This is a genomic window from Cryobacterium sp. AP27 (genome assembly GCF_056680495.1).
This window is the reverse complement of sequence record NZ_CM155285.1, coordinates 2,330,192-2,351,927: the sequence shown is the minus strand read 5'-3', so window position 1 is coordinate 2,351,927 and position 21,736 is coordinate 2,330,192. Positions and strand designations below refer to the sequence as shown.

General features: G+C 67.3%; 23 protein-coding genes. 18 read left to right on the top strand and 5 right to left on the bottom strand.

Annotated features, from left to right (window positions below):
• Positions 1–14 precede the first annotated feature (14 nt).
• The 14 genes from acsA to AC1MB9_RS11120 all read left to right on the top strand — a co-directional run bounded on the left by acsA (position 15) and on the right by AC1MB9_RS11120 (position 13,876).
• On the top strand, positions 15–1,820 hold the full coding sequence (gene acsA, locus AC1MB9_RS11185) for an acetate--CoA ligase (RefSeq protein WP_479962028.1): 1,806 nt from the start codon (positions 15–17) through the stop codon (positions 1,818–1,820).
• Positions 1,817–2,827, top strand: coding sequence for a pyruvate dehydrogenase (acetyl-transferring) E1 component subunit alpha (pdhA, locus tag AC1MB9_RS11180; protein ID WP_479962027.1), 1,011 nt, complete (start codon positions 1,817–1,819; stop codon positions 2,825–2,827). The genes acsA and pdhA overlap by 4 nt, the downstream gene beginning before the upstream one ends.
• Entirely contained in the window at positions 2,824–3,804 is a 981-nt protein-coding gene (locus tag AC1MB9_RS11175) for an alpha-ketoacid dehydrogenase subunit beta (protein ID WP_479962026.1), read from the top strand. Before pdhA ends, AC1MB9_RS11175 begins: the two co-directional genes overlap by 4 nt.
• A complete protein-coding gene (locus AC1MB9_RS11170) occupies positions 3,797–5,233 on the top strand; it encodes a 2-oxo acid dehydrogenase subunit E2 (RefSeq protein ID WP_479962025.1) in 1,437 nt (478 codons plus the stop codon). The genes AC1MB9_RS11175 and AC1MB9_RS11170 overlap by 8 nt, the downstream gene beginning before the upstream one ends.
• Positions 5,230–5,472, top strand: coding sequence for an acyl carrier protein (locus AC1MB9_RS11165; protein ID WP_479962024.1), 243 nt, complete (start codon positions 5,230–5,232; stop codon positions 5,470–5,472). The genes AC1MB9_RS11170 and AC1MB9_RS11165 overlap by 4 nt, the downstream gene beginning before the upstream one ends.
• A 114-nt stretch (positions 5,473–5,586) precedes the next feature.
• The gene (locus AC1MB9_RS11160; RefSeq protein ID WP_479962023.1) at positions 5,587–6,279 is read left to right on the top strand and encodes a GntR family transcriptional regulator; all 693 of its coding nucleotides are present in this window, start codon (positions 5,587–5,589) and stop codon (positions 6,277–6,279) included.
• A 197-nt stretch (positions 6,280–6,476) separates the two neighbouring features.
• Positions 6,477–7,217 carry an amino acid ABC transporter ATP-binding protein gene (locus tag AC1MB9_RS11155; protein ID WP_479962022.1) on the top strand — a complete coding sequence of 247 codons (741 nt, stop codon included), beginning with the start codon at positions 6,477–6,479 and terminating at the stop codon, positions 7,215–7,217.
• Between the two features lie 2 nt (positions 7,218–7,219).
• Positions 7,220–7,858 carry an amino acid ABC transporter permease gene (locus AC1MB9_RS11150; RefSeq protein ID WP_479962021.1) on the top strand — a complete coding sequence of 213 codons (639 nt, stop codon included), beginning with the start codon at positions 7,220–7,222 and terminating at the stop codon, positions 7,856–7,858.
• Positions 7,855–8,520 (top strand): amino acid ABC transporter permease, encoded by a 666-nt coding sequence (locus tag AC1MB9_RS11145; protein ID WP_479962020.1) that lies wholly within the window; start codon positions 7,855–7,857, stop codon positions 8,518–8,520. The genes AC1MB9_RS11150 and AC1MB9_RS11145 overlap by 4 nt, the downstream gene beginning before the upstream one ends.
• Positions 8,521–8,586: 66 nt before the next feature.
• Positions 8,587–9,432: a substrate-binding periplasmic protein gene (locus tag AC1MB9_RS11140; RefSeq protein WP_479962019.1), complete on the top strand. Its 846-nt coding sequence runs from the start codon at positions 8,587–8,589 to the stop codon at positions 9,430–9,432.
• A gap of 118 nt (positions 9,433–9,550) precedes the next feature.
• Entirely contained in the window at positions 9,551–10,450 is a 900-nt protein-coding gene (locus tag AC1MB9_RS11135) for an ornithine cyclodeaminase family protein (protein ID WP_479962018.1), read from the top strand.
• 43 nt (positions 10,451–10,493) lie between these two features.
• Complete coding sequence (locus AC1MB9_RS11130) at positions 10,494–11,441, top strand: NAD(P)/FAD-dependent oxidoreductase (RefSeq protein ID WP_479962017.1); 948 nt, start codon at positions 10,494–10,496, stop codon at positions 11,439–11,441.
• A gap of 87 nt (positions 11,442–11,528) precedes the next feature.
• Positions 11,529–12,161, top strand: coding sequence for an LON peptidase substrate-binding domain-containing protein (locus tag AC1MB9_RS11125; protein WP_479962016.1), 633 nt, complete (start codon positions 11,529–11,531; stop codon positions 12,159–12,161).
• A gap of 50 nt (positions 12,162–12,211) precedes the next feature.
• Positions 12,212–13,876 (top strand): ABC-F family ATP-binding cassette domain-containing protein, encoded by a 1,665-nt coding sequence (locus AC1MB9_RS11120; RefSeq protein ID WP_479962015.1) that lies wholly within the window; start codon positions 12,212–12,214, stop codon positions 13,874–13,876.
• Positions 13,877–13,991: 115 nt separating this feature from the next.
• On the opposite strand, the gene AC1MB9_RS11115 is transcribed toward AC1MB9_RS11120, so the two are convergent.
• The 5 genes from AC1MB9_RS11115 to AC1MB9_RS11095 all read right to left on the bottom strand — a co-directional run bounded on the left by AC1MB9_RS11115 (position 13,992) and on the right by AC1MB9_RS11095 (position 17,947).
• On the bottom strand, positions 13,992–14,327 hold the full coding sequence (locus AC1MB9_RS11115; protein WP_479962014.1) for a LysR family transcriptional regulator: 336 nt from the start codon (positions 14,325–14,327) through the stop codon (positions 13,992–13,994).
• 69 nt (positions 14,328–14,396) lie between these two features.
• Positions 14,397–15,248 carry an ABC transporter permease subunit gene (locus AC1MB9_RS11110; protein WP_479962013.1) on the bottom strand — a complete coding sequence of 284 codons (852 nt, stop codon included), beginning with the start codon at positions 15,246–15,248 and terminating at the stop codon, positions 14,397–14,399.
• A complete protein-coding gene (locus AC1MB9_RS11105) occupies positions 15,245–16,237 on the bottom strand; it encodes an ABC transporter ATP-binding protein (RefSeq protein ID WP_479962012.1) in 993 nt (330 codons plus the stop codon). The genes AC1MB9_RS11110 and AC1MB9_RS11105 overlap by 4 nt, the downstream gene beginning before the upstream one ends.
• A 100-nt stretch (positions 16,238–16,337) precedes the next feature.
• Entirely contained in the window at positions 16,338–17,273 is a 936-nt protein-coding gene (locus tag AC1MB9_RS11100) for an Ig-like domain-containing protein (protein WP_479962011.1), read from the bottom strand.
• Positions 17,270–17,947 carry a SigE family RNA polymerase sigma factor gene (locus tag AC1MB9_RS11095; protein ID WP_479962010.1) on the bottom strand — a complete coding sequence of 226 codons (678 nt, stop codon included), beginning with the start codon at positions 17,945–17,947 and terminating at the stop codon, positions 17,270–17,272. The genes AC1MB9_RS11100 and AC1MB9_RS11095 overlap by 4 nt, the downstream gene beginning before the upstream one ends.
• A 212-nt stretch (positions 17,948–18,159) precedes the next feature.
• Between AC1MB9_RS11095 and AC1MB9_RS11090 the strand changes: the two genes are divergently transcribed.
• Genes AC1MB9_RS11090 through AC1MB9_RS11075 form a run of 4 tightly spaced genes read left to right on the top strand, consistent with a single transcriptional unit; the run spans position 18,160 to position 21,735 of the window.
• On the top strand, positions 18,160–18,795 hold the full coding sequence (locus tag AC1MB9_RS11090) for a hypothetical protein (protein WP_479962009.1): 636 nt from the start codon (positions 18,160–18,162) through the stop codon (positions 18,793–18,795).
• Between the two features lie 34 nt (positions 18,796–18,829).
• Positions 18,830–20,044 (top strand): phage tail sheath family protein, encoded by a 1,215-nt coding sequence (locus tag AC1MB9_RS11085; protein ID WP_479962008.1) that lies wholly within the window; start codon positions 18,830–18,832, stop codon positions 20,042–20,044.
• Between the two features lies 1 nt (position 20,045).
• Positions 20,046–20,552, top strand: coding sequence for a phage tail protein (locus tag AC1MB9_RS11080; RefSeq protein ID WP_479962007.1), 507 nt, complete (start codon positions 20,046–20,048; stop codon positions 20,550–20,552).
• Complete coding sequence (locus tag AC1MB9_RS11075; protein WP_479962006.1) at positions 20,527–21,735, top strand: hypothetical protein; 1,209 nt, start codon at positions 20,527–20,529, stop codon at positions 21,733–21,735. The genes AC1MB9_RS11080 and AC1MB9_RS11075 overlap by 26 nt, the downstream gene beginning before the upstream one ends.
• Position 21,736: the final 1 nt, after the last annotated feature.

Genomic DNA, 21,736 nt, shown 5'->3' with positions numbered 1-21,736 from the left:
GGTCTAATTGGCGCATGAAAGCAGGAACCGACTCCGCAACTCACTGGCCCGTTATCGCCAAGGATCTCCGTGGCCTGGCCGTGGTCCCGAACCTGGTTGACTACGAAAAGACCTGTGCAGAATTCAGCTGGGAGGATGCGCGGCAATCGCTGTCGGGCCTGCCAGACGGGCGCGGGCTGAATATCGCCTACGAGGCCGTCGACCGGCACGCTGCCGGAGCCCTCGCGGAGCACGAGGCTCTGAGGTTTGTGCGGGCCGACGGGAGCGCGCACTCGCTCAGCTATGCCGAGCTGGCCGAGCAGACCGGCAGGTTCGCCAGCGTGCTGCGCGGACTGGGGATCGAACGCGGAGACCGCGTGTTCTCGCTCCTCGGTCGCCGGCCGGAACTGTACATCGCCGTGCTCGGAACCTTCAAGAACGCCAGCGTCTTCTGCCCGCTTTTTTCCGCCTTCGGCCCCGAGCCGGTGCGCCAGCGCTTGCAGCTCGGTGGCGGTCGTGTCCTCGTCACGACGAAGGCCCTGTACCGCAGAAAAATCGCCCGGATCCGCGCTGACCTTCCGGGCCTCGAGCACGTGCTCCTGGTCGACGCCGAGGGCGAACCGGAGCCGGAAACGCACGACCTTGCGGCTCTGATGCGGGCCGCGCCGCCGTACGGACCGATCGCGACCACCCAGCCTGAGGACATGGCGCTTCTGCATTTCACGAGCGGCACCACCGGCACTCCGAAAGGCGCGATCCACGTGCACGAGGCCGTCACCTGCCACTACGCGACGGGCCGGTTCGCCCTGGACCTGCACGCCGATGACGTCTACTGGTGCACGGCCGATCCCGGATGGGTCACCGGAACGTCCTATGGCATCATCGCTCCGCTCGTGCACGGGGTGACCGTGATCGTCGACGAGGAGGAGATGGACGTCGACCGGTGGTATTCGATTCTCGCCGAGCAGCGGGTCACGGTCTGGTACACCGCCCCGACCGCGCTGCGGATGCTCATGAAAGCGGGCGCGGATCGCGCAAGCGCCCACGACCTCTCGGCGCTGCGCTTCGTGGCGAGCGTCGGCGAGCCCCTGAACCCCGAGGTCGTGGTGTGGGGAGAGGAGGCGTTCGGGCTGCCCGTGCACGACAACTGGTGGCAGACCGAGACCGGCGGCATCATGATCGCGAACTACGCCGCAATGCCCATTCGGCCCGGTTCGATGGGTCGCCCGATCCCCGGAGTGACCGCAGCCCTCGTGCAGCGCGACGCCGACGGAGAGCCGGTTGTCGTCGATGGTGCCGCGGTGTTGGTGACCGAAGCGGATGCCGTGGGCGAGCTCGCCCTGCGACCCGGCTGGCCGTCGATGTTCCGCGGTTATCTGAATGAGGAGGCACGCTACGAGCGTTGCTTCGTGGGCGGCTGGTACCTCACGGGCGACCTGGCCAAAACAGACGTCGACGGGTACTTCTGGTTCGTCGGCCGGGGCGATGACGTGATCAAGTCTTCCGGTCACCTGATCGGCCCGTTCGAGGTGGAGAGTTCGCTCATGGAACACGAGGCCGTGGCCGAGGCCGGAGTCATCGGTGTTCCCGATCCGGTTGCCGGCGAGGTCGTGAAGGCCTTCGTTGAGCTTCGACCGGGGTGGGAGGCCTCGGAAGCCTTGCGACTGGACATCATCGGGTTCACGCGCAAGCGTCTCGGCGCCGCCGTGGCTCCGCGTGAGGTGGCTTTCACCGACGCGCTGCCGAAGACGCGCAGCGGCAAGATCCTGCGTCGGCTGCTCAAGGCGCGCGAGCTCGGCCTGCCGGAGGGGGACACATCCACGGTGGAGGTGAACCGATGACTGTTCCTCCCAGCGCCGACGAGGCCGGTGCAGATGAAGCGCGCGCCGAACGATCACGCTTTCTTCTCCAGCAGATGCTGCGCGTCCGCCGGTTTGAAGAGAAATGCGTGGAGTTGTACAGCGCGGCGAAGATTCGCGGCTTCATGCACGTGTACATCGGCGAGGAGGCGGTCGCGGCCGGGGTGCTCGCGAACCTCACCCCCGAGGATGCCGTCGTCGCAACCTACCGCGAACACGGGCACGCGCTGCTGCGCGGGGTGTCGGCCGGGGCGATACTGGCGGAGATGTACGGCTTCGAGCAGGGATGCTGCCGGGGGCGTGGCGGATCAATGCATCTGTTCGACCAGGCCACACGCTTCTTCGGCGGCAACGCCATCGTGGCCGGCGGGCTGCCCCTCGCGGTCGGGCTCGCCCTCGCCGACAAGATGGCGGGCCGGCCTCGCGTCACCGCGTGCTTTTTCGGTGAGGGGGCGGTCGCCGAGGGGGAATTCCACGAGAGCCTCAACCTCGCCGCGCTCTGGCAGCTGCCCGTGTTGTTCTGCTGTGAGAACAACCTCTACGCCATGGGAACGGCCCTCGCCCGCTCGGAATCCCAGACCAACATCGCCCTGAAAGCTGCGGCCTATGAGATCCCCTCGTGGCAGGTCGACGGCATGGATGTGCTCGCCGTCGACGACGGTGCGCGTCGTGCCGCCGATGCCGTGCGCAACGGCGGGGGCCCGCACTTCCTCGAGCTGCGCACCTATCGTTTTCGAGCGCATTCGATGTACGACCCGGAGCGCTACCGCGAGAAGGCCGAGGTCGCCCAATGGGTGGGCAGGGATCCGATCGACCACTTGCGCACGTCACTTGAAGACTCGGGCGGGCTGTCCGCCGAGCAATGGAACGACCTGCAACAGGACGTGGACGCCGAGATCGCCCAGGCGGTCGAGTTCGCCGAAGCCGGGACGCCCGAACCCGTCGACCAGCTGACCCGATTCACCTACAGCGACGGGAGCGCGTCATGAAGACGACGTACCGGGAAGCCATGCGGGAGGCCATCCGCGACGCAATGCAGCGCGACGACCGAGTCTTCCTGATGGGCGAAGACGTCGGGGAATATGGCGGATGCTTCGCGGTGAGCCTCGGACTACTCGAGGAATTCGGCCCGGAGCGAATCCGAGATACGCCGTTGTCCGAGTCGGGCTTCGTCGGTGCCGGGATCGGAGCGGCGCTCGGCGGCATGCGCCCGATCATCGAGATCATGACCGTCAACTTCAGTCTTTTGGCGCTCGATCAGATCATGAACAATGCCGCCAGCCTGCAGCACATGTCGGGCGGGCAGTTCAACGTGCCCGTCGTCATCCGCATGACCACCGGCGCCGGGCGACAGCTCGGAGCCCAGCACTCGCACAGCCTCGAGGGCTGGTATGCGCACATACCCGGGTTGCGAATACTGACGCCCGCGACCCTGGCCGATGCCCGCGGCATGCTGTGGACGGCGCTGCAGGATCCGGACCCGGTATTGATCTTCGAGCACGGCTCCCTGTACAACACGGCGGGTGAGATCGACGACGATGCCGGCGCCGTGGACATCGACACGGCCGTCGTGCGCCGGGCAGGGAATGACGTGTCGCTCATAACCTACGGAGGTACGCTGCCGACCGTTCTGGCAGCGGCGGAACAACTCGCCGAGGAGGGCATCGACGCGGACGTGCTCGACCTGCGCACGCTGCGGCCCCTCGACACCGGGGCCATCCTCGCCACCGTTGCGAAGACACACCGCGCCGTCGTCGTCGACGAGGGCTGGCGCAGCGGAAGCATTTCCGCCGAGGTCAGTGCGCGCATCACCGAGAACGCTTTCTTCGACCTGGACGCCCCGGTCGGCCGGGTGTGCAGCGTCGAAGTGCCGGTGCCATTCGCCCGGCAACTCGAGATGGCCGCGCTGCCGTCCGTGGAACGCATCGTCGACGCCGCACGTGAAGCGGTGGGGACCCATGGGTGAATTTCGGATGCCCTCCCTCGGCGCCGACATGGAAGAGGGCAAGATCGTGGAGTGGCTCGTGAAGCCGGGAGACTACGTGCATCGCGGAGATCTGGTGGCCGTTGTCGACACCGACAAGGCCGACATCGATGTTGAGTCGTTCGAGGAGGGCGTGATCGCCGAACTGCTCGTGGACATCGGCACGACCGTGCCGGTGGGAACAGCGCTGGCCCGGATCGTGCAGACCCCGGCTGCCGGAGCCGAGCCCGCGGCATCCGCTCCGACGAAGCACCGCCCCGCGGCGACGACGCCTGCTGCGCCGGTATCTCCCGAGTCTCCACCGTCACCGAGGTCAGCATCACCGAAGCTGCCGACCGTCTCTCCGCTGGTGCGACACCTCGCGCACCAGCTCGGCGTCGACACCCGGAACGTGCGCGGAACCGGTGCGCAGGGCGCCCTGACACGCGACGACGTGGAGCGGGCCGCAGCCTCTGATCAACCGCAATCGCAGCCGGCGCCCGTCCCCGCGCAGGCTCCCGCTCGGGTGCGTTCCTCGCCGAGGGCCCGGCGGCTGGCCGCCGAGCTCGGAATCGATCTCCTGACCGTGTCGGGCACCGGCCCGCAGGGGGCGATAACCGAATCGGATGTGCGTGCGGCGCCCCCTACCGGGGCAGCATCGCCCGCCGATGTCCGGAAACCGGCGGCCCAGACTCCGGCGGCCCAGACTCCGGCAACCCAGACGCCCGCAGCCCCGGACGAGCCCACCCGGAAGCCGGCTGGCGCGAGGGCTGAGAGCCTGCGCCGGGCGATCGGAACGCTGATGGCGCGCTCCAAGAAGACCATTCCGCACTACTACCTCAGTACGACCATCGACATGGGCGCCGCGCTGGAGTGGATGCGCGCAGCGAATGACCAGCGGGCGATTTCGGCGCGGCTGGTGCCCAGTGCGCTGATGCTCAAGGCGGCGGCGCTCGCCGCGGCGAAGGTACCGGAAATGAACGGGTTCTACACCGACGACCGGTTCACACCGAGCTCGGCGGTGCATCTGGGCGTCGCGGTGGCCCTCCGACACGGCGGGCTCGTCGCACCGGCCATCCACGACGCGGACGCCCTCAGCCTCGACGACTTGATGGACGGGCTGAAAGACCTCGTCGGCCGTGCGCGCAGCGGGCACCTGCAGCGTGCGGAGATGGCCGACCCGACGATCACGGTCACCAACCTCGGAGATCTCGGGGTGGACGCGGTCTTCGGGGTCATCTATCCGCCCCAGGTCGCCCTGGTGGGCTTCGGCGCGGTGAGCGAACAACCCGTCGCGCGCGGGGGCCTCCTCGGGGTGCGGCCCGTGGTGACCGCCACGCTGTCTGCCGATCACCGGGTCAGTGACGGCCTCCGTGGCGCACGCTACCTGGCCTTGATCGCCGAGCTGCTGCAGAAACCGGAGGAATTATGACAGAGGATGATGCCCGCGCGGCCGTTCGTGCGGCGATCGCGCTGATCGCGCCGGAGATCGAGGAGGCCGACCTGAACGACGACGCCAGGCTGCGCCAGGACCTGGAACTCGACTCGCTCGACTTTCTCCGGCTGGTGGAAACGCTTGCCGGGCAGACCGGTGTCGATATCCCGGAGAGCGACTACACCCAGGTCGCCACCGTGGCCGGTCTCGTCGCCTACATCGCGTCTCGATCCTGATCTGGATCGGGCCCGAACGGGCTCACTGGAGCGCCAGAATGCCCGTGAGCACGTCCTCCGGAACCGCCCCGACTCGCGACCGGCGCTTTCGCAAACGGGGCCTGAGGACCCATCATGGTTACCATGCCCTTTTCGCTCGACGCCCACCCGGGCCTGCACCTTCTGGCGCAGCCCGACAGCCTCCGGGCACGTGTGACCGACGCCCTGAGGGAGTCTCTCATCGCCGGAACCATGCAACCGGGCCGCATCTATTCGGCTCCCAACCTGGCGGAGGTGCTCGGGGTGTCGGCCACCCCGGTGCGCGAAGCCATGATCGACCTGGCCAGGGAGGGGCTCGTCAAACCCATTCGCAACAAGGGCTTCCTCGTCATCCAGCTGCTCGACCAGGACCTCGACGACCTCAGCGAGTTGCGGGCGTTGATCGAGGTCCCCACGATCGCCAGGGTAGCGGCCGTGATCACTCCCGAACAGGTCAGGGACCTGCGCCCGCTGGCCGGGCAGATCAACGCAACGGCGATATCGGGCGATATCAGTGAGTTCATTCGCGTGGACACCGCCTTCCACCTGCAACTTCTGGCCGTGGCCGGCAATCGCCAGATCGTAGAGGAGGTGCGGCGCCTGCGAAATCTGTCGCGGCTCTACGGTCTGGGACCGTTGGCAGCGTCCGGCGAGCTGATCGCGACTGCCCAAGAACATACGGAGCTGCTCGACGTGGTCGAAGCGCACGACGTGGCGGGAGCAAAATTGCTGATGGAGCGTCATATCAGTCACATTCGAGGTGTGTGGGCCGGTCTCGACGAAGGCTGATTGTCGCGGCGAAAAAGAGGGCTGATTCCGCATTTCCGGCAGGAGTCGAAGTGTTTCGGTTTGGTAACCAATGTCCGCTCACGTTGCCCTCTGCAATGTGAAATTGTACCGTTTAGCTCTAGCGGCGGCGACGTTGAAGCCGCCTTTCGCAAGTCCTAGAGGGGGATATGGTGCCTGAATCAAATCTGCCTAAGCAGATGGTCAGCCTCAGAGGTGTCTCCAAGAGTTACGGCGACAAGAACGTGTTCAGCAACATCGATCTCGATGTCGCCGCCGGTGAAGTCACGGCCATCATCGGCCCCAGTGGCGCCGGAAAAAGCACCCTGCTGCGCTGCATCAACCTGCTCGAACTTCCCGACGAGGGCCAGATCACCATCGGGGACAAGACCATCAAGGCCGGATCCACGGCCACCAACAAAGAGGGCGAAGAGCTTCGCCGCAAGGCCGGCATGGTCTTTCAGCACTTCAATCTCTTCCCGCACATGAACGTGCTGCGCAACGTCTCGTTTGCTCAGGAACGGGTGCTCAAACGCAGCCGCAAGGATGCGGAGGAGCGGTCGCGGCTGCTCCTCGACAGGGTCGGACTGGCCGATTTTGCCGACGCGTACCCGGCCCGCTGCTCCGGCGGCCAGCAGCAGCGCATCGCCATCGCCCGTGCCCTGGCGATGGATCCCGAGGTCATGCTGTTCGACGAACCGACCTCGGCACTCGACCCGGAGGTTGGCCTCGAGGTGCTCGCCGTCATGCGCGAACTCGCCGACGAGGGCATGACCATGATCGTGGTCACCCACGAGACCAATTTCGCCCGCGACGTGTCGGACAACCTCATCGTGATGGCCGACGGCAAGATCATCGAGCAGGGCGACCCCGGTCAGATCCTCTCCGATCCCGAACACGATCGCACCAAGCTGTTCTTGCGTGCTGTTCTGGGTCGGTAGGCGTGCAACACCTGCAAGCAGTGCTCCTCGGCGTGCCGATGACGCTGCTCATCACAGTCGCCGCCGTTTCGATCGGAGTCGTGCTGGGGGTACCCCTGGTCGTCGGCCTCCGGGCCAAGAACTTCCTGGTGCGGCTTGTCTCCCGTGGCCTCGTCGATCTGATTCGTGGCATCCCCGCGATCGTGTGGCTGTTCATCATCTACTTCGGCGTGAGCATCGGAGCCTTCCGCTTCGATTCCACGATGGCCGCGATCGTCGGCCTCGGCCTCATCTCCGCGGCCTACTTCGCTGAAATCTACCGCGGCGGCATCTCGGCCGTCGACATGGGCCAGTGGGAGGCCGGAAACGCCCTCGGCGTCAATCGCTGGACCACATTCGGTCAGATCATCGGCCCGCAGGCCTTCCGGGTGTCCGTTCCGTCGATGACGAGCTACGCCATCAGCCTGTTGAAGGACTCGTCGATCGCCTCCACCATTGGCGTCACGGAAATCGTCTTCTACACGACCCAGGATGCGCGGTCCAACGCCGGAGGCCTCACCGTGTACATTCTCGCCGCCGCCATCTACCTCGCCCTGAGCGTTCCGCTGGCCCTGCTGGCACGGCGTCTTGACGCCAGCCTGAGAAAGAAGGTGTCTCGATGAGTGTCATCGCGGACTGGATCGAGTGGCTGCCCGCACTGGCCGGCGGCCTGTGGCTCAGCGTGCGCATCACCGCCGTCAGCCTGATCGTCGGCCTCCCGATCGGCCTGCTGCTGGCCGTGATGGCCTCCAGCCAAAACCGGATGGCGCGCATCGTCTCGGTCGTGATCGTCGAAATCGGGCGCGGCGCACCGGCGCTGGTCGTCCTGCAGCTGTTCTACTTCGGTCTGCCCAGCGTGGGCATCACCCTCACCTCATTCGTGGCGGCCGGCTCGGCCCTCGCGCTGACCACGGCGGCATTCACGAGTGAGATTCTGCGGGCCGGACTGCAAGCCGTTCCGCCGGGGGAAGTCGAAGCCTGCAAGACCCTCGGCGTTTCCCCGCGCGATACCCTGCGCTTCGTAGTGATTCCCCAAGGTCTGCGCATCGCCCTGCCCGCGCTGATGGGCTTCAGCATCCTGATCTTCCAGGCCACATCGCTCACGTTCACCATCGCGGTGCCCGAGCTCCTGAGCCAGGCCTACTCGATCGGCGCAACCACGTTCAACTACCTCAGCGTGCTCGTGCTGGCCGGCCTGCTCTACGCCATGATCACCATTCCGGCATCCTGGCTCGTCGTGAGCACCGAGAAGAAAATGTCCCGTCACCTCAGCTACGCGCGGTGACCCCATCCTTACCCTCTGCACCAGTTCAACAGCACATTCAGTTCCACAACACAGTAGGAGATTCACATGAAGAACTTGAAACGTAGCTTTGCCGGCGCCGCACTGGTGACCGGACTCGTCGCAAGCCTCGCAGCGTGCAGCGCCGCCGAAACAACCAACGTCGCCGATGATTGCGCACCGGATTTCGATTTTTCCACCGTCGAATCCGGCGCTCTCACCGTGGGAATCACCGAAATCCCCCCGTTCAGCTACACCGAGGACGGCGACGCGACGGGCATTGACGTCGACATCGTGTCGGCCTTCGCCGAATCAAACTGCCTCACCGTTGATTACGTTCCGGTCACCTACAGCGCAGCGGTCACGGCCGTCGAGAGCAAGCGCATCGACCTCACCATCGGCGACTGGTACCGCACGGCCGCTCGCGCCGAAATCGTGAACTTCACGGCTCCGAACTACCTTGACGAGTTCAGCGTCATCTCCGAGTCCGGCATCACCACGGTCGAAGGTCTGGTCGGGGAGAAGGTCGGAACAGTCGATGGGTATCTCTGGGTCGACGACCTGCGTACCCTGCTCGGCTCGGAGCTGCAGGTCTACCCGTCGAGTGTTGAGCTGAAGCAGGACATCGAAGCCGGACGCATCAGCGTCGGCGTGGATGCCTTCGGCACATCGCTCTACAACTTCGGTGACACGGACTACCAGGTGACCACCGTAGCCCCCGACGAGCGCGTTCTCGCGACCGTTGAGGCCGCTCAGACCGGCTTCCCGTACACCCAGGACAACGCCGACATGGGCACCGCCCTGGATGCCACGATCGACGAGCTGCACGCCTCGGGCGGAATGGTCGACATCCTCGAAAGCCACGGCCTGCCGGCATCCGCTGAAGACGTAGGCGAGCCGCGCCTGATCGAGTAATGACGCGGCAGCGATGCCGCTTCAGCAATACCGTATTGATTAACAGCGCCACACCCGAGAACGGAAGCACATTATCTCATCGACAACACCCGCGATCGCGCTCATCACCCCCGATCAGGTGAACGAGGGCCTGTCGATGAAAGATGCCGTTCTTGCCCTGGCGACGGCGTTGCGTGCGGGGCTCGACCCGCACGCAACGCCGGCCCGCGGCAACATTCCCCTGGACCGCGGGAGCTTTCTCATCATGCCGGGAGAATTCGGCGACTACGCCGGCGTCAAGATCCTCACCGTCGCCCCCGAGAACCCGGCCGCGAACCTGCCGCGGATTCAGGGAAACTACCTACTTTTCGAGTCGAACACGCTACGCCCCGTCGCGCTGATCGACGGCATCGCCCTGACCCTGCTGCGCACTCCGGCCGTTTCCGCCCTCGGTGTTGACCTGCTGGCCGCCGCGGACGCCTCCACCCTGATCGTTTTCGGCACCGGCCCCCAGACGCTGTACCACGTGCGTGCCGTGGCCGCCGTGCGACCGCTCACCCGGGTCACAATCGTCGGCCGCTCCGCCGAGCGCACCGACGCGGTCGTCGCAACGCTGCGATCCGAAGGCTTCGCCGCCTCGGCCGGATCCGCCGCCGATGTCGCCGACGCGCAAATCGTGGTGTGCTGCACCAGCGCGAGCGAACCCGTCTTTGACGGCGCCCTGGTGCGTGACGACGCGGTCGTCGTGGCGATGGGCTCGCACGATCCTGCCTCCCGAGAGACCGATGACGCGTTGGCCGCGCGCAGTCGGGTGTACGTGGAAGACGTCGACACGGCGCTTCGCGAAGGTGGCGACGTGGTCATCGGCATCGAGCACGGCTGCATCGACCCCGCCGACCTGGTCACCCTCTCGCAACTGGCCGTTAACGGCCCCGAGCCGCGCACCGGCCCGGCCCTGTTCAAGACCGTCGGCATGGGATGGCAGGACCTGATCATCGCCAGCGCCCTGCACGCCCACCGCGACGACGCCGCTCAGTAAAATGCCGGATTCGACGAGTCCCGGCTCAGAGCCCCCAACGACGGTGACTGTCATCGGCGGCGGTGTGATCGGACTGACCTGCGCCCTGCAGCTGGCCCGCGCCGGGTTCGCGGTGACCGTCGTCGCGGAGGACGCGCCGGAAGACACCTGTTCGGCGGCCGCCGCCGCCATTTGGTTTCCCTTCGAAGCCGCCCCGAAAAAGGCCGTCATCGGCTGGTCACGCGAGTCATTCGTCTACTTCGAGGCGTTGTCCCACGACGCCGACTCCGGGGTCACGATGAACCCGGGCATCGCGCTATATCGCAGCGAACCCCGCCGGGACTGGTGGACCGCGGCCCTCGAGCACCTCCGCGACGCGCGCCCGGACGAGTTGCTGGGCGGGGCGGCGGCGGGAACGGTATGCACGATGCCGTTCGTGAAGATGTCCACCTACCTGCCCTGGCTGCAGGAGCAGTGCCGCGATGCCGACATCCGTTTCGTGCAGGAACGCGTGCAGACGCTGCACGGCTTCGACCCGGAAAGCGACTGCATCGTGGTCGCGGCCGGTCTCGGGTCAGCGGAGCTGATGCAGGACGAGGAAATGACGCCCATCCGCGGGCAGGTGGTTCGACTGAGCAATCCGGGCCTCACGGGCTGGATCCTCGACGATGAAAACCCGCACGGGATGCTCTATATATTCCCCCGCGGTGATGACGTGATTTGCGGGGGAACCGCCGAGTCCGGGTCCTGGGACGCCAATGAAGACCCCGCGACGACGCTGGCGATTCTGCGGCGCGCCCGCGCACTGGTTCCGGCCCTCGACGACGCCGAGGTGTTGAACGCGAAGGTCGGCCTGCGCCCGTTCCGGTCCGCAACGCGCGTGGAGACCACCGAGCACGCCGGGCGCACCGTGGTCACCTGCTACGGACACGGGGGTGCGGGCGTCACGATGAGCTGGGGCTGCGCCGATGAGGTGGTGCGTTTGGTGCACGCGCAAACGCAACAGGCCTGACACAGGTGTAATCTCAGGACCACATGACCCTCAATCCGAATGTGCGCTTCTCCGCTGCCGCAGTCTCTGTCCCCCGCAGCCTCACGCTTGGGCGCGCCTGAGGTGACGGACCTGCCGATGTTCCCGCTGGGGTCCGTTCTGTTCCCCTACATGCCGGTTGAGCTGCGGGTGTTCGAGGAACGCTACCTGGTGATGCTGGCCAGGGTGCTCCAGGCGGAGCCCGCAGAATTCGGCGTGGTCCTGATCGAGCGAGGGCAGGAAGTCGGCGGAGGCGAGCATCGTTTTCGCTACGGCACGGTCGCCCGGATCACCCAGGTCGGCGCAGACGAGAGCGTCGTCGCCTTGCTCGCGCAGGGCGAACGCCGCATCGAAGTGATCGAGTGGCTCGCGGAAGACCCGCATCCGGTCGCCCGGGTGCGCGAGATCGCCGACCTGGAGTGGGACGACAGCCTGCTTCCCCTTCGTGAGCAGGCCGAGACGATCGTTCGCCGTGCGCTCGCCCGCGCGAGCGAATTCGTGGACCAACGGTGGGCCGCAGACGTCGAGCTCTCCCACGACCCGGTGGCCGCCGTCTGGCAACTTGCGGCGATCGCGCCGGTCGGTCCTCTTGACCAGGTGGCCCTGCTGCGGTCGACGACGACATCGGCTTTGCTCACCGCCGTGATCGACCTGACCGTCGCGGCGTCGGTCACGCTCGAAGACGAGTGGCCGGGTGACTGAGCCGGAGGCGCAGTCGAAGGGAACGCCGGAGTCAATGAGAACATTGGAGTATGACCGGAACACTCGTGGCCAAGGGCCTGGCCGGCGGGTACTCGCACCGCACACTTTTTGACTCGCTCGACCTGACGGTCGCACCCGGCGACGTCATCGGCGTCGTGGGTGTGAACGGCGCGGGCAAGTCCACGCTGTTGCGTCTCCTCGCGGGAATCCTGCGACCGCAGGAGGGCTCCGTGAACCTCGTGCCGACGGATGCCTTCATCGGCTGGTTGCCGCAGGAGCACGAACGCCTGGCCGGCGAGAGCGTGTCGGGCTTCATCGCACGGCGCACCGGCTGCGCCGAGGCCACCCTCGAAATGGACGCTGCTGCGTCCGCTCTCGGCGACACGTCGGCACGGACCGATGGCCAGGACCCGGCCGATGTCTACTCGGCGGCGCTCGACCGCTGGCTCGCGAGCGGAGCGGCCGACCTTGAAGACCGACTGCCCGTTGTGCTCGCGGAGCTGGGGCTCACCCTGGGATCCGACGTTGCCGGCGACGCGCTGATGACGTCGCTCTCGGGAGGTCAGGCGGCGCGCGTGGGCCTCGCCGCCCTGCTGCTGTCGCGGTTCGACATTGTGCTGCTCGACGAACCCACCAACGACCTCGACCTCGACGGGCTCGAGCGGCTCGAGTCGTTCGTGCGCGGTCTCCGTGGCGGTGCGGTGCTCGTCAGCCACGACCGCGAATTCCTCGCCCGATGCGTCACTCGCGTTCTGGAACTCGACCTCGCCCAGGGCGCGAACCGGGTGTTCGGCGGCGGCTACGACGCGTACCTCGAGGAGCGCGAAACCGCCCGCCGGCACAAGCGCGACGACTTCGAGGAGTTCGCGGCCAAAAAGGCCGACCTGGTGGGGCGGGCCAGAACACAACGCGAGTGGTCGAGCCAGGGCGTACGCAACGCCATGAAGAAGGCCCCCGACAATGACAAGATACGACGCAAGGCGTCGACGGAATCCAGCGAGAAGCAGGGGCAGAAGGTGCGCCAGATGGAGAGCCGCATCGCACGCATGGACGAGGTCGACGAGCCGCGCAAGGAGTGGCAGCTCGAGTTCACGATCGGCGCGGCCCCGCGGTCGAGCGCCGTGGTGTCAACGCTCGCGGCGGCCGTCATTCGGCAGGGCGATTTCACGCTCGGTCCGGTGTCCCTGCAGGTGAACGCGGGGGAACGCATCGGGATCACCGGGCCGAACGGCGCCGGCAAGAGCACCCTGCTGCGTGCCCTCCTCGGCCGGTCGACACCGGACGCCGGTACGTCGAGCCTCGGCGCCAGCGTACGCATCGGGGAAATCGACCAGGCGCGGACCCTGCTCGTCGGGCCCGAACCGCTCGCCGAAAGTTTTGAGGCCCTGGTCCCCGACCTCACCGTGGCGGAGGTGCGCACCCTGCTGGCCAAGTTCGGGCTCAAGGCCGACCACGTGAATCGTCCGGTCGATGAGCTGTCGCCCGGCGAACGGACGAGGGCCGGTCTGGCGCTGCTGCAGGCGAGGGGAGTGAACCTGCTCGTTCTCGACGAGCCCACGAACCACCTCGACCTGGCGGCGATCGAACAGCTCGAGCAGGCGCTCGACTCCTATGACGGCACGCTCCTGCTCGTCACGCACGACCGGCGGATGCTCGGCAACGTCCGAATGGACCGTCACTGGCACGTGGAGGCGGGTCGGGTCAACGAACAGTAAGCTCAGCGCATCCGGGCCCCATATAACCGGAGACTTTCGCGACACGCGGCCTCGGGTGGCGTGTCGCCCCGGCGTGTCTCAGAAACTCCGGTTTTAGCGCGGGTTTTAGCGCGGGCTAGCGGGACTGGCGCTTCTTGCCGACGCGCGGGGCGCCCTTGACGGCGGGCGTACGGCCCTTTCCCTTGGAGGCCTTGGCCTTGCCTCCCGGCGGGCGGGGCGGCGGGGCGTTCTTCTCTGCCTCGTAGTGGATGTCCGACAGGAGGGCCGCGCCGGCCTTGGTCAGCCGGGTGACATCGGTGCTGCGATCGAACAGAGCCTGACCGAGTTCTGCCTCCAGGTCCTTCACCGACACGCTCACCGTCATGCGCGGCACGTTGAGGTTTTTCGCCGCGCGAGTGAAGTTCAACTCCTCCGCGACGGCGGTAAAGTGCTGGAGCTGGATGGTGTCCACGAAGAGCCTTTCAGGAACCCGCGATTGTCGAGGGTCACTCAAGGCTACGCGTCCGACATGAGAATTCGGTCACACGCCCACATCTCGGTGCCGCAACGCAACGGCGGTTGCCCCGGCCAGCAGGATCGAGATTGCCAGGAGAAGCACGACGACACCCCAATTCGCGCCCGAGCTGAGCGGATTGTGGCCGAAGGCCCAGTAGTACGGTGAGAGCCCGTGCAACCATTCCACTGTGGCGTTCTGATTTCCGATCGCGTTGAACGTGTAGCCGATCACCGCCACGCCGGCGCCGCCTCCGATGCCCCAGATGCGCCGGCCCGTCAGAGCGCCGCACAAAAGTGCGACCGATCCGCTCAGCAGCACAAGCCCGCCGAACAGCATCCCGGTGCCGAGCAGATTATACGGGTCGATCTCCAATTGCGCCGGGCCGTTCCACAACCACACGAGTGCGCAGGTGAGCGCGGCCAGGCCCAGAACCTTCACCGCCAGCGCCGCAAACCTCGCGAGTGCGACCTGCACCCGCGTCACGCCGTGGGCGAGGGTGAGTTCCAGCTGGCCCGATTCTTCGTCGCCGCCGAGGGCAGACGCGCCCCAGCTGATCGCGGCGATGCTCAGCAGAACGAATCCGATCAGACCGAAAAGAGTGGCCTGCGCATAGCCGGGACCGGTCCCGATCTGTTCATAGTTCATGGTGCGGGTGAGTTCCGCAGGCATGCTGTCGATCAGGTCCTGCATCTGCGAGTTCTGGTTCATGCTCGGAAAGAGCGGCAGATAGAGCGACGCCGCGGCGGTGAGCCCGAGCGACCACCCGATGAGCGATCGCCGGCTTTCGCTGAAGACCTTCCCGAAGACGGGCAGCCGCGCCCGGCGCAGCTCGGGCGTGCGCCCCGCGCCGCGCGGTCGAAGCACCGGTGCCGTCATGACCGAGCCCCCGCCGGCACGGCATCGGATGCCGCCGGTGCGGAGTACAGGGTGAGTACCGACTCTTCCAGATCGGGTTCTTCCAGCACGAGGTCGGTCACCTGCAGGACGGCGATCGCCTGCACGAAGGGCCGGACCGCACCGCTCAGGGTGGCCGTGGCCGTGGCCAAGGCGGCCGAGTCGACGGTGCACGCCAGGTCGCCCACACCAGGCACGGCGGCCAGGACCGCGGTGAGTTCCGCGGCGCCGACCCCCGACGCCGACATGCGCAGGTGGCGGATCGCGGTATTGCGCAGCTCGTCGACGCTCGCGATCGTGACGATGCGGCCATCGCGGAGGATCGCCACCTCGTCGGCGGCCTGTTGGATCTCGCTGATCACGTGGGAGGAGAGGAACACGGTCTGGCCGGCCTCGCTGGCCTCCTGCACCAGGCTCAGAAACTCCTGCTGCATCAGCGGGTCCAGCCCGCTGGTGGGTTCGTCGAGAACGAGCAACTCCGGTTCATGCATGAATGCCTGGATCACGCCGAGCTTCTGCTTGTTTCCCTTGGAGAGCTTGCGCACCGGAGCGTCCAGGTCGAGCCTGAAGCGGTCGGCCAACTGTTCGATGCGCCCCTCGCGCACCGGCCCGGAGATATCGGCGTAGTGCCGGAGCAGTCGCCGGCCGCTGATCCGACCTTCGAGAATCAGGTCCCCGGGCAGGTACCCGATGCGGTGTCGGAGCTCCGGGCCGGCGTTGCGGGAATCCGTGCCGAGCACGGTGGCCGTGCCCGCGGTGGGACGAATGATGTCGAGCAGGGTGCGCATCAAGGTGGTTTTGCCGGCGCCGTTGGGGCCGATGACCCCGAAGACGCTGCCGCGGGCAATCGTGAAGCTCACGCCCGCGAGCGCCACGTTCGTACCGAACGATTTGTCGAGGTCGCGCACCTCGATCGCGTGCGGCGAGGCGTGTGGTGCGCCGTTGCGCGGGGCCGGTCCGGCATGGGTCATGGTGGGGTTCCTTCTGGTCGCAAACAATAGTCACGACCGTAGTTGGCCCGGCGCTATCGGGGTAGGGGCTTTCGCCTCGGTCGGCGGCCCGGTGGCGATTTCACTGCACAACGTGTGTGTTGGTCGGGGCGGGTGCTGTTGGCGGAGCGGCAACGTCTGGCTTGGCGACCACTACCGGGTATTGGGCCGTGATCTGAACTTTTCGTGACGGGAAATGCGTCAGAAAGACCCTTGCGGTGATGATCGCCGTGCCGGGGGCGATGGCGCTCACCGTCCCGCCATCGATCGTGGCGACGGTTTCGTCGTCGGAGGACCACGCCACAGTGTCGACGACGGCCGACGTGCCGTCGTTGTAGGTTCCGATGGCGATGAGCGTGAGGTTCTGACCCGGCTGCAGGTTGTGCATGATCGGCTGGCGCAGGGCACCGAAGGGTCCCGGGCTGATGGTCAGTCCGGTGAGGACACGCCGGTCAACGACGACGCTCGCCGTGGCCTTGAACTCACCCAGTGTGACCGAAACCGTGGTGTCACCCGCGCTGACTGCCGATGCGATTCCCTGGTTCGAGATCTGTATGACCTTGTCATTGTCGGAAGTCCACGCGGGCGTGCCCGTCAGCAGGCTGCTCGACCCGTCGCTGAAGTGGCCGAGAACGCTCAACTCCTGCTCCATTCCCTCAACCAGCGAGATGGCTTCTGGTGGCAGGATGCTGATGCTCTGGAGCGTGGGGGAGGAGGTTGCGCTCGGGGTCGCGGTGTTGGGGCTGGTGCTGGGGCTCGACTCCTGGGTCGGTTCGGACGAGGGTGTCACCGGAGTGGAATCGGAGGCGTTCTCCATCAGTGCCCGGGCCGCCGGATGATTCAGTGTGAGGGAACCGGCGATGACGAGCCAGACCACCGTAACGGCCGTGTACATCATCCAGACGCGCGCGCGGTAGCGCAGCATGCCGCGCTTCAGCGCTCGCCTCACCTCCGCGGGGTGCGCGTGGGACGCCATCGCGGCATCCGCGAGCAGCCTGCGTCGGAGTCGGGCGTTCATGAGTCGTCATTCGACGCGTCGGGGCGAGCGAGCCGTTCTTGTGCGCTACGGAGGCCGGTCGTCACCGCGGCGATGGGCTGATTGGTGAGTGACGCGATCTGAGCGAGGGGCAGATCGGCGAATTCCCGCAGCACCACCAGGATGCGTGCGGCGACCGGCAGCTCAGATAGCGCGCTTTCCGGCGCTGCTCGGCTGCCGACGCTCGGTGCGCCGGCCGGGATACGGTTCCACTGGGACTGTTTTGTCAGCAGCCGCACGAATTCGCACAGTACGTAGTCGCGCAGCGCGGGGGTGACCGGGCCGCGCCACAGAGCTGCCGTGCGCGCCCAGGCCGCCTCGAGCAGCCGGGTCGCCACTTCCGGATCGTCGCACATCAGCTGGGTGTACAGGCCGAGATCACCGCGCTGCTGGGTGAACGCGGCCTGCAACTCGGTGTCCCGGTCGCGCAGCGCCGTCGATACCCTGACGCCCATGGGAAAGCCGAACTCCACCTGCTTGATCACGGGAAAGGCCACGGCCGCGAGCAGCGCGACCGCCCCGAGGCCGAGCAGCACCAGACCCATCAGGTCGCGGAGCAGGATTCCGACGACGACCAGGCCGACGGCCAGCACCGTGAGGATGATGCGGGAGGGTTGAAGGGCGGAGGAGATGCGCCGCGCCGGCACCTCACACATGGGTGCCCCCGGAACGGTGACTGGTGCCGCGGTGGTTGTCTGCCATGTCGACGTGCCCTGCGCCTCAAATGATCGTCTCGACTCTGTGCCGACAGCATAGGCCCGTCGGCCTCGTCCCGCAGGCAATGACCAGCGCTGCCGGTGACACCCGGCAGCGGCGGGAGTATTGTGTCTGCACAGTTACCGCTGGGAACTCGGGAAAGAGGTGCAACGTGAGCGTTGTGCGATCGACCCTGTCCAGTCTGGTTTCGGTGCTCGCCGACGCGGTGGCACCCGACAGCGTCGGGGTGGCTGACGGCGGCCCTGTTCCCACCGACCCCGTGATCGTTCGCGTGATCACCGTGGATCGCATCGGTCGATCGCGTCGGGACGGTCCGGTGCTCGATCTCGAACTCGGTGCGGCCGTGGTCTGCACCGGGCCGCGCAGCATCGAACACGTCGAGCAGATGCTCGGCGCCGTCGAGAAGAGCGCACGCTACGCCGTGAGCTCCCTGGATCCGGCCGAGACCGGCGGCGGAACCGGCCTCGGGTTCATGGTGCGGGTGCCCGTGACCCTGCGGCTGAGTGAGCCGGAGGGCCCGCCGATCCTCGAACCGTTGCAGCTCACCACGGTGATCGGACGGTTGTTGCGCGGCATCGTCGTGGGGCCGGACGGGCACGGACTCCCCGGGGCGAGCATCCGCTCCCGCTCCTCGGCGCTCGCGGTCGTCAGTGATGGTTCCGGCGCATTCTCGTTGCTCTCCACCCCCGATGCCGTTCAGGACTTCATTGTCGAATACCACGGGCAGTCACTGGCGGTGACGGCACCCGTTGACCCCACGCTCACCCTGGCCTGGGCACCCCAGTAACCGCCTCGGCAACACTCAATGAAAGGAGAACAACATGCCCAACTATCTTGCTCCGGGCGTGTACGTACAGGAGGTGCCGAGCGGCGCCCGGGCGATCGGGCAGGTGAACTCGAGCATCGCCGCATTTGTGGGCGTGGCCCCGGATGCCAAGGCTCGACTTGACCAGACGGTCGTGCTCGACAACTGGACGCAGTTCGTGGATATCTTCGTCGGCACGGCGACGGTGGGAACGCCGCTGTCCAATGCCGTCTACGGATTCTTCAACAACGGAGGCGGACGGTGCTACGTCGTGAACATCGGCACCGGCGGTAGCCTTCTCGGCACGGCGGCGAAACCCACCGGCCTGCGCAACCTGGAGAAAATCGACGACATTTCCATCGTCGCGGCGCCCGGCTACGCCGATGCCGACTCGTACGCCGCCCTCATCGAGCACTGCGAACACCCGCTGCGCCAGGATCGGGTCGCCATCCTCGACGCCGTGGAAGACTACGGTCCCGACGTCTCGGCGCTGACCCGGGTGGCGACCTCCGGCGTGCCGAGCAAGAACACGGCGAGCGACGGGGAGGACACGCAGTTGTCGCTCGGCCCGCCCCAGTCTCCCGGCGGCTATGCCGCGATCTATGTGCCCTGGCTGGTCGTGGTCGATCCCGTTTCCGGGATCAGGGTCACTCAGCCGCCCTCCGGCCACATCGCCGGGGTCTGGGCACGCGTCGACGCGAGCCGCGGCGTGCACAAGGCCCCCGCGAACGAGCCCATCCAGGGGGCTCTCGACCTCCGGCAGCGCATCAGCCGCGGCGAGCAGGAGGTGCTCAACCCGGCCGGGGTCAACTGCATCCGCTATTTTCCGGGGGAGGGCATCCGCGTGTGGGGTGCGCGCACCAAGGCCCCCGAGGCGAGCGAGTACCGCTACGTACCCGTGCGGCGGCTGACCAACATGATCAAGGAATCGATCGAGGAAGGCACCCGGTGGGCGGTGTTCGAACCCAACAAGGACGAGTTGTGGCGATCCCTGCGCCGGGACATCGGCAACTTTCTCACGAATGTCTGGCACGACGGCGCCCTGTTCGGCACAACCCCGCAGCAGGCGTTCTTCGTGAAGTGCGATGCGGAGACCAACCCGCCCGAGGTACGCGACGCCGGTCGGCTCGTGACGATCATCGGCCTCGCCCCGGTGAAACCGGCCGAATTCATCGTCTTCAAACTCATGCAATCGGTGGATACCACCGAGATCGAAAACCTGGGAGGCTGACATGTCTGACGCACCTACTCCACCACCGCAGGCCGCAGCACCGCAGGCGCAGCCGGGCAACGTCGTCGATCCCTATCGGGCGTACAACTTCAAGCTCGTGATCCAGACCGTGGTGCAGGGGCACTTCACCCGGGTGGACGGTCTCGGCGTCAAGATTCCGCGTCTGCTGTGGCGGGAAGGCGGAGACAACGCGGCCGTGCGTACGATGCCGGGGCCGGTCGAGTACCCGCCGGTGACGCTGCGCTACGGCCTGACCGACTCCAAGGAGCTGTTGCAGTGGCTTTTCGCGGCCGTCGACGGCCGGGTGGAGCGCCGCAACGTGTCGCTGGCGATGCTCAACGACGCCGGAACGACCGAAGTGCGACGCTGGAACCTGATCGGCGCGTGGCCGTGTGAGTGGTCGGGTGCACCGCTGGACGCCCTCGGCAAGGAGCTGGCGATCGAGTCGCTCAGCCTCGCCTACGATCAGCTGAAACTCGACGATGCTCCCGCGACGCCGCCCGCTTAGCCGGCTCGCCGAGGCCGTGCGCACGCTCACCCGCGTGTGGCACCCGACCGACGCGTCGACGAAGCGCCCGGCGGATGCAGTGGTGCGCCGTCCGATCGTCGGCACCGGCACCGACGCGGGCGACACCGATTCGTCGTTGTCGTGGGTCGCGGATCCGGACGGTGCGCCGGACCACTGGCTGCGCCGGATTCGGGAGGCGTCGCTCCCGCCGGCCGCGCGCCCGGGCCGGCACCAGGCGGACCGGGCGGCGCCGGACCCGAGGCAGCCCGAGTACGTCGGGCCCGATCCGGGCGACGGGTCACGTCCGGAGAACCCGGCGGAACGCCATGCGGCAACCGGTCACTCGGCAACAGGTCAGGCGGCAACTGGCCATCGGGCGTCAGGTCATCCGACGGTCCTTCCGACGGACGTCGATCCGCCGGGCGTGCCTCCGGCGCCTGCGGGGCCGCACGGAGATGCCCGCCGTGGTGCTCCCTGGGTCGGGGAGGTCCGTTCGGGCTCTCCGCGACCGGAGTCCAGGGTGCGCGCCGACACGCCGTCGAACGTCGGCGCGGATCGCCCCGCGGACACCGTGGCGGCGGCCTCGTCCAACGATCGCCCCGCGGCGCGCCTGCGCCTGCGCCGGTCAGCCACTCCACCGCCGACACCAGCGCCCACATCGCCGCCGGCCCGCGGCGCGGCAGACGCCGACCCCCGGGATGCGCTCACCGGAGCACCCCGCCGCATCGTGCTGAGAACGCCCGGCGCCCCGTCGACCTCGGCTCCCGCGGGAGCGGTGTCCCGCGCGTCGACGGCGCCGAACGCCCACGACGGCGACCGCACGGCAGCTGTGATCCCGCACACCCCTCCACCCACGACCCCGGCGCCCGCGTCCCCGAGCGGTGCGGCTCGAGAGACCGTCGGCATCCGTTCCTACGGTGCCCGGGGGGAACCGCGGCCGGGGTTCGACGTTTCCGCAGCCGCAGCCCGGCGCGGACCGGCTCACGACGGCTCCCCAGACGGGTCGCCGCGGCCCTCGCCCGCCGACGCGCGAGCGCTCGCCGCGGGTGCCCCGGCGGCGACCCACCCCTGGCCGGAGCTGTCCTCGCCGCGCCCGTTCACGGTGAGCGGGGCCAGCGCCGAGTCGGTCATCCGCGAGGTCACCCGGGCGCGGCGCCTCGCCGAGGAGCAGGCGAGCGTGTGAC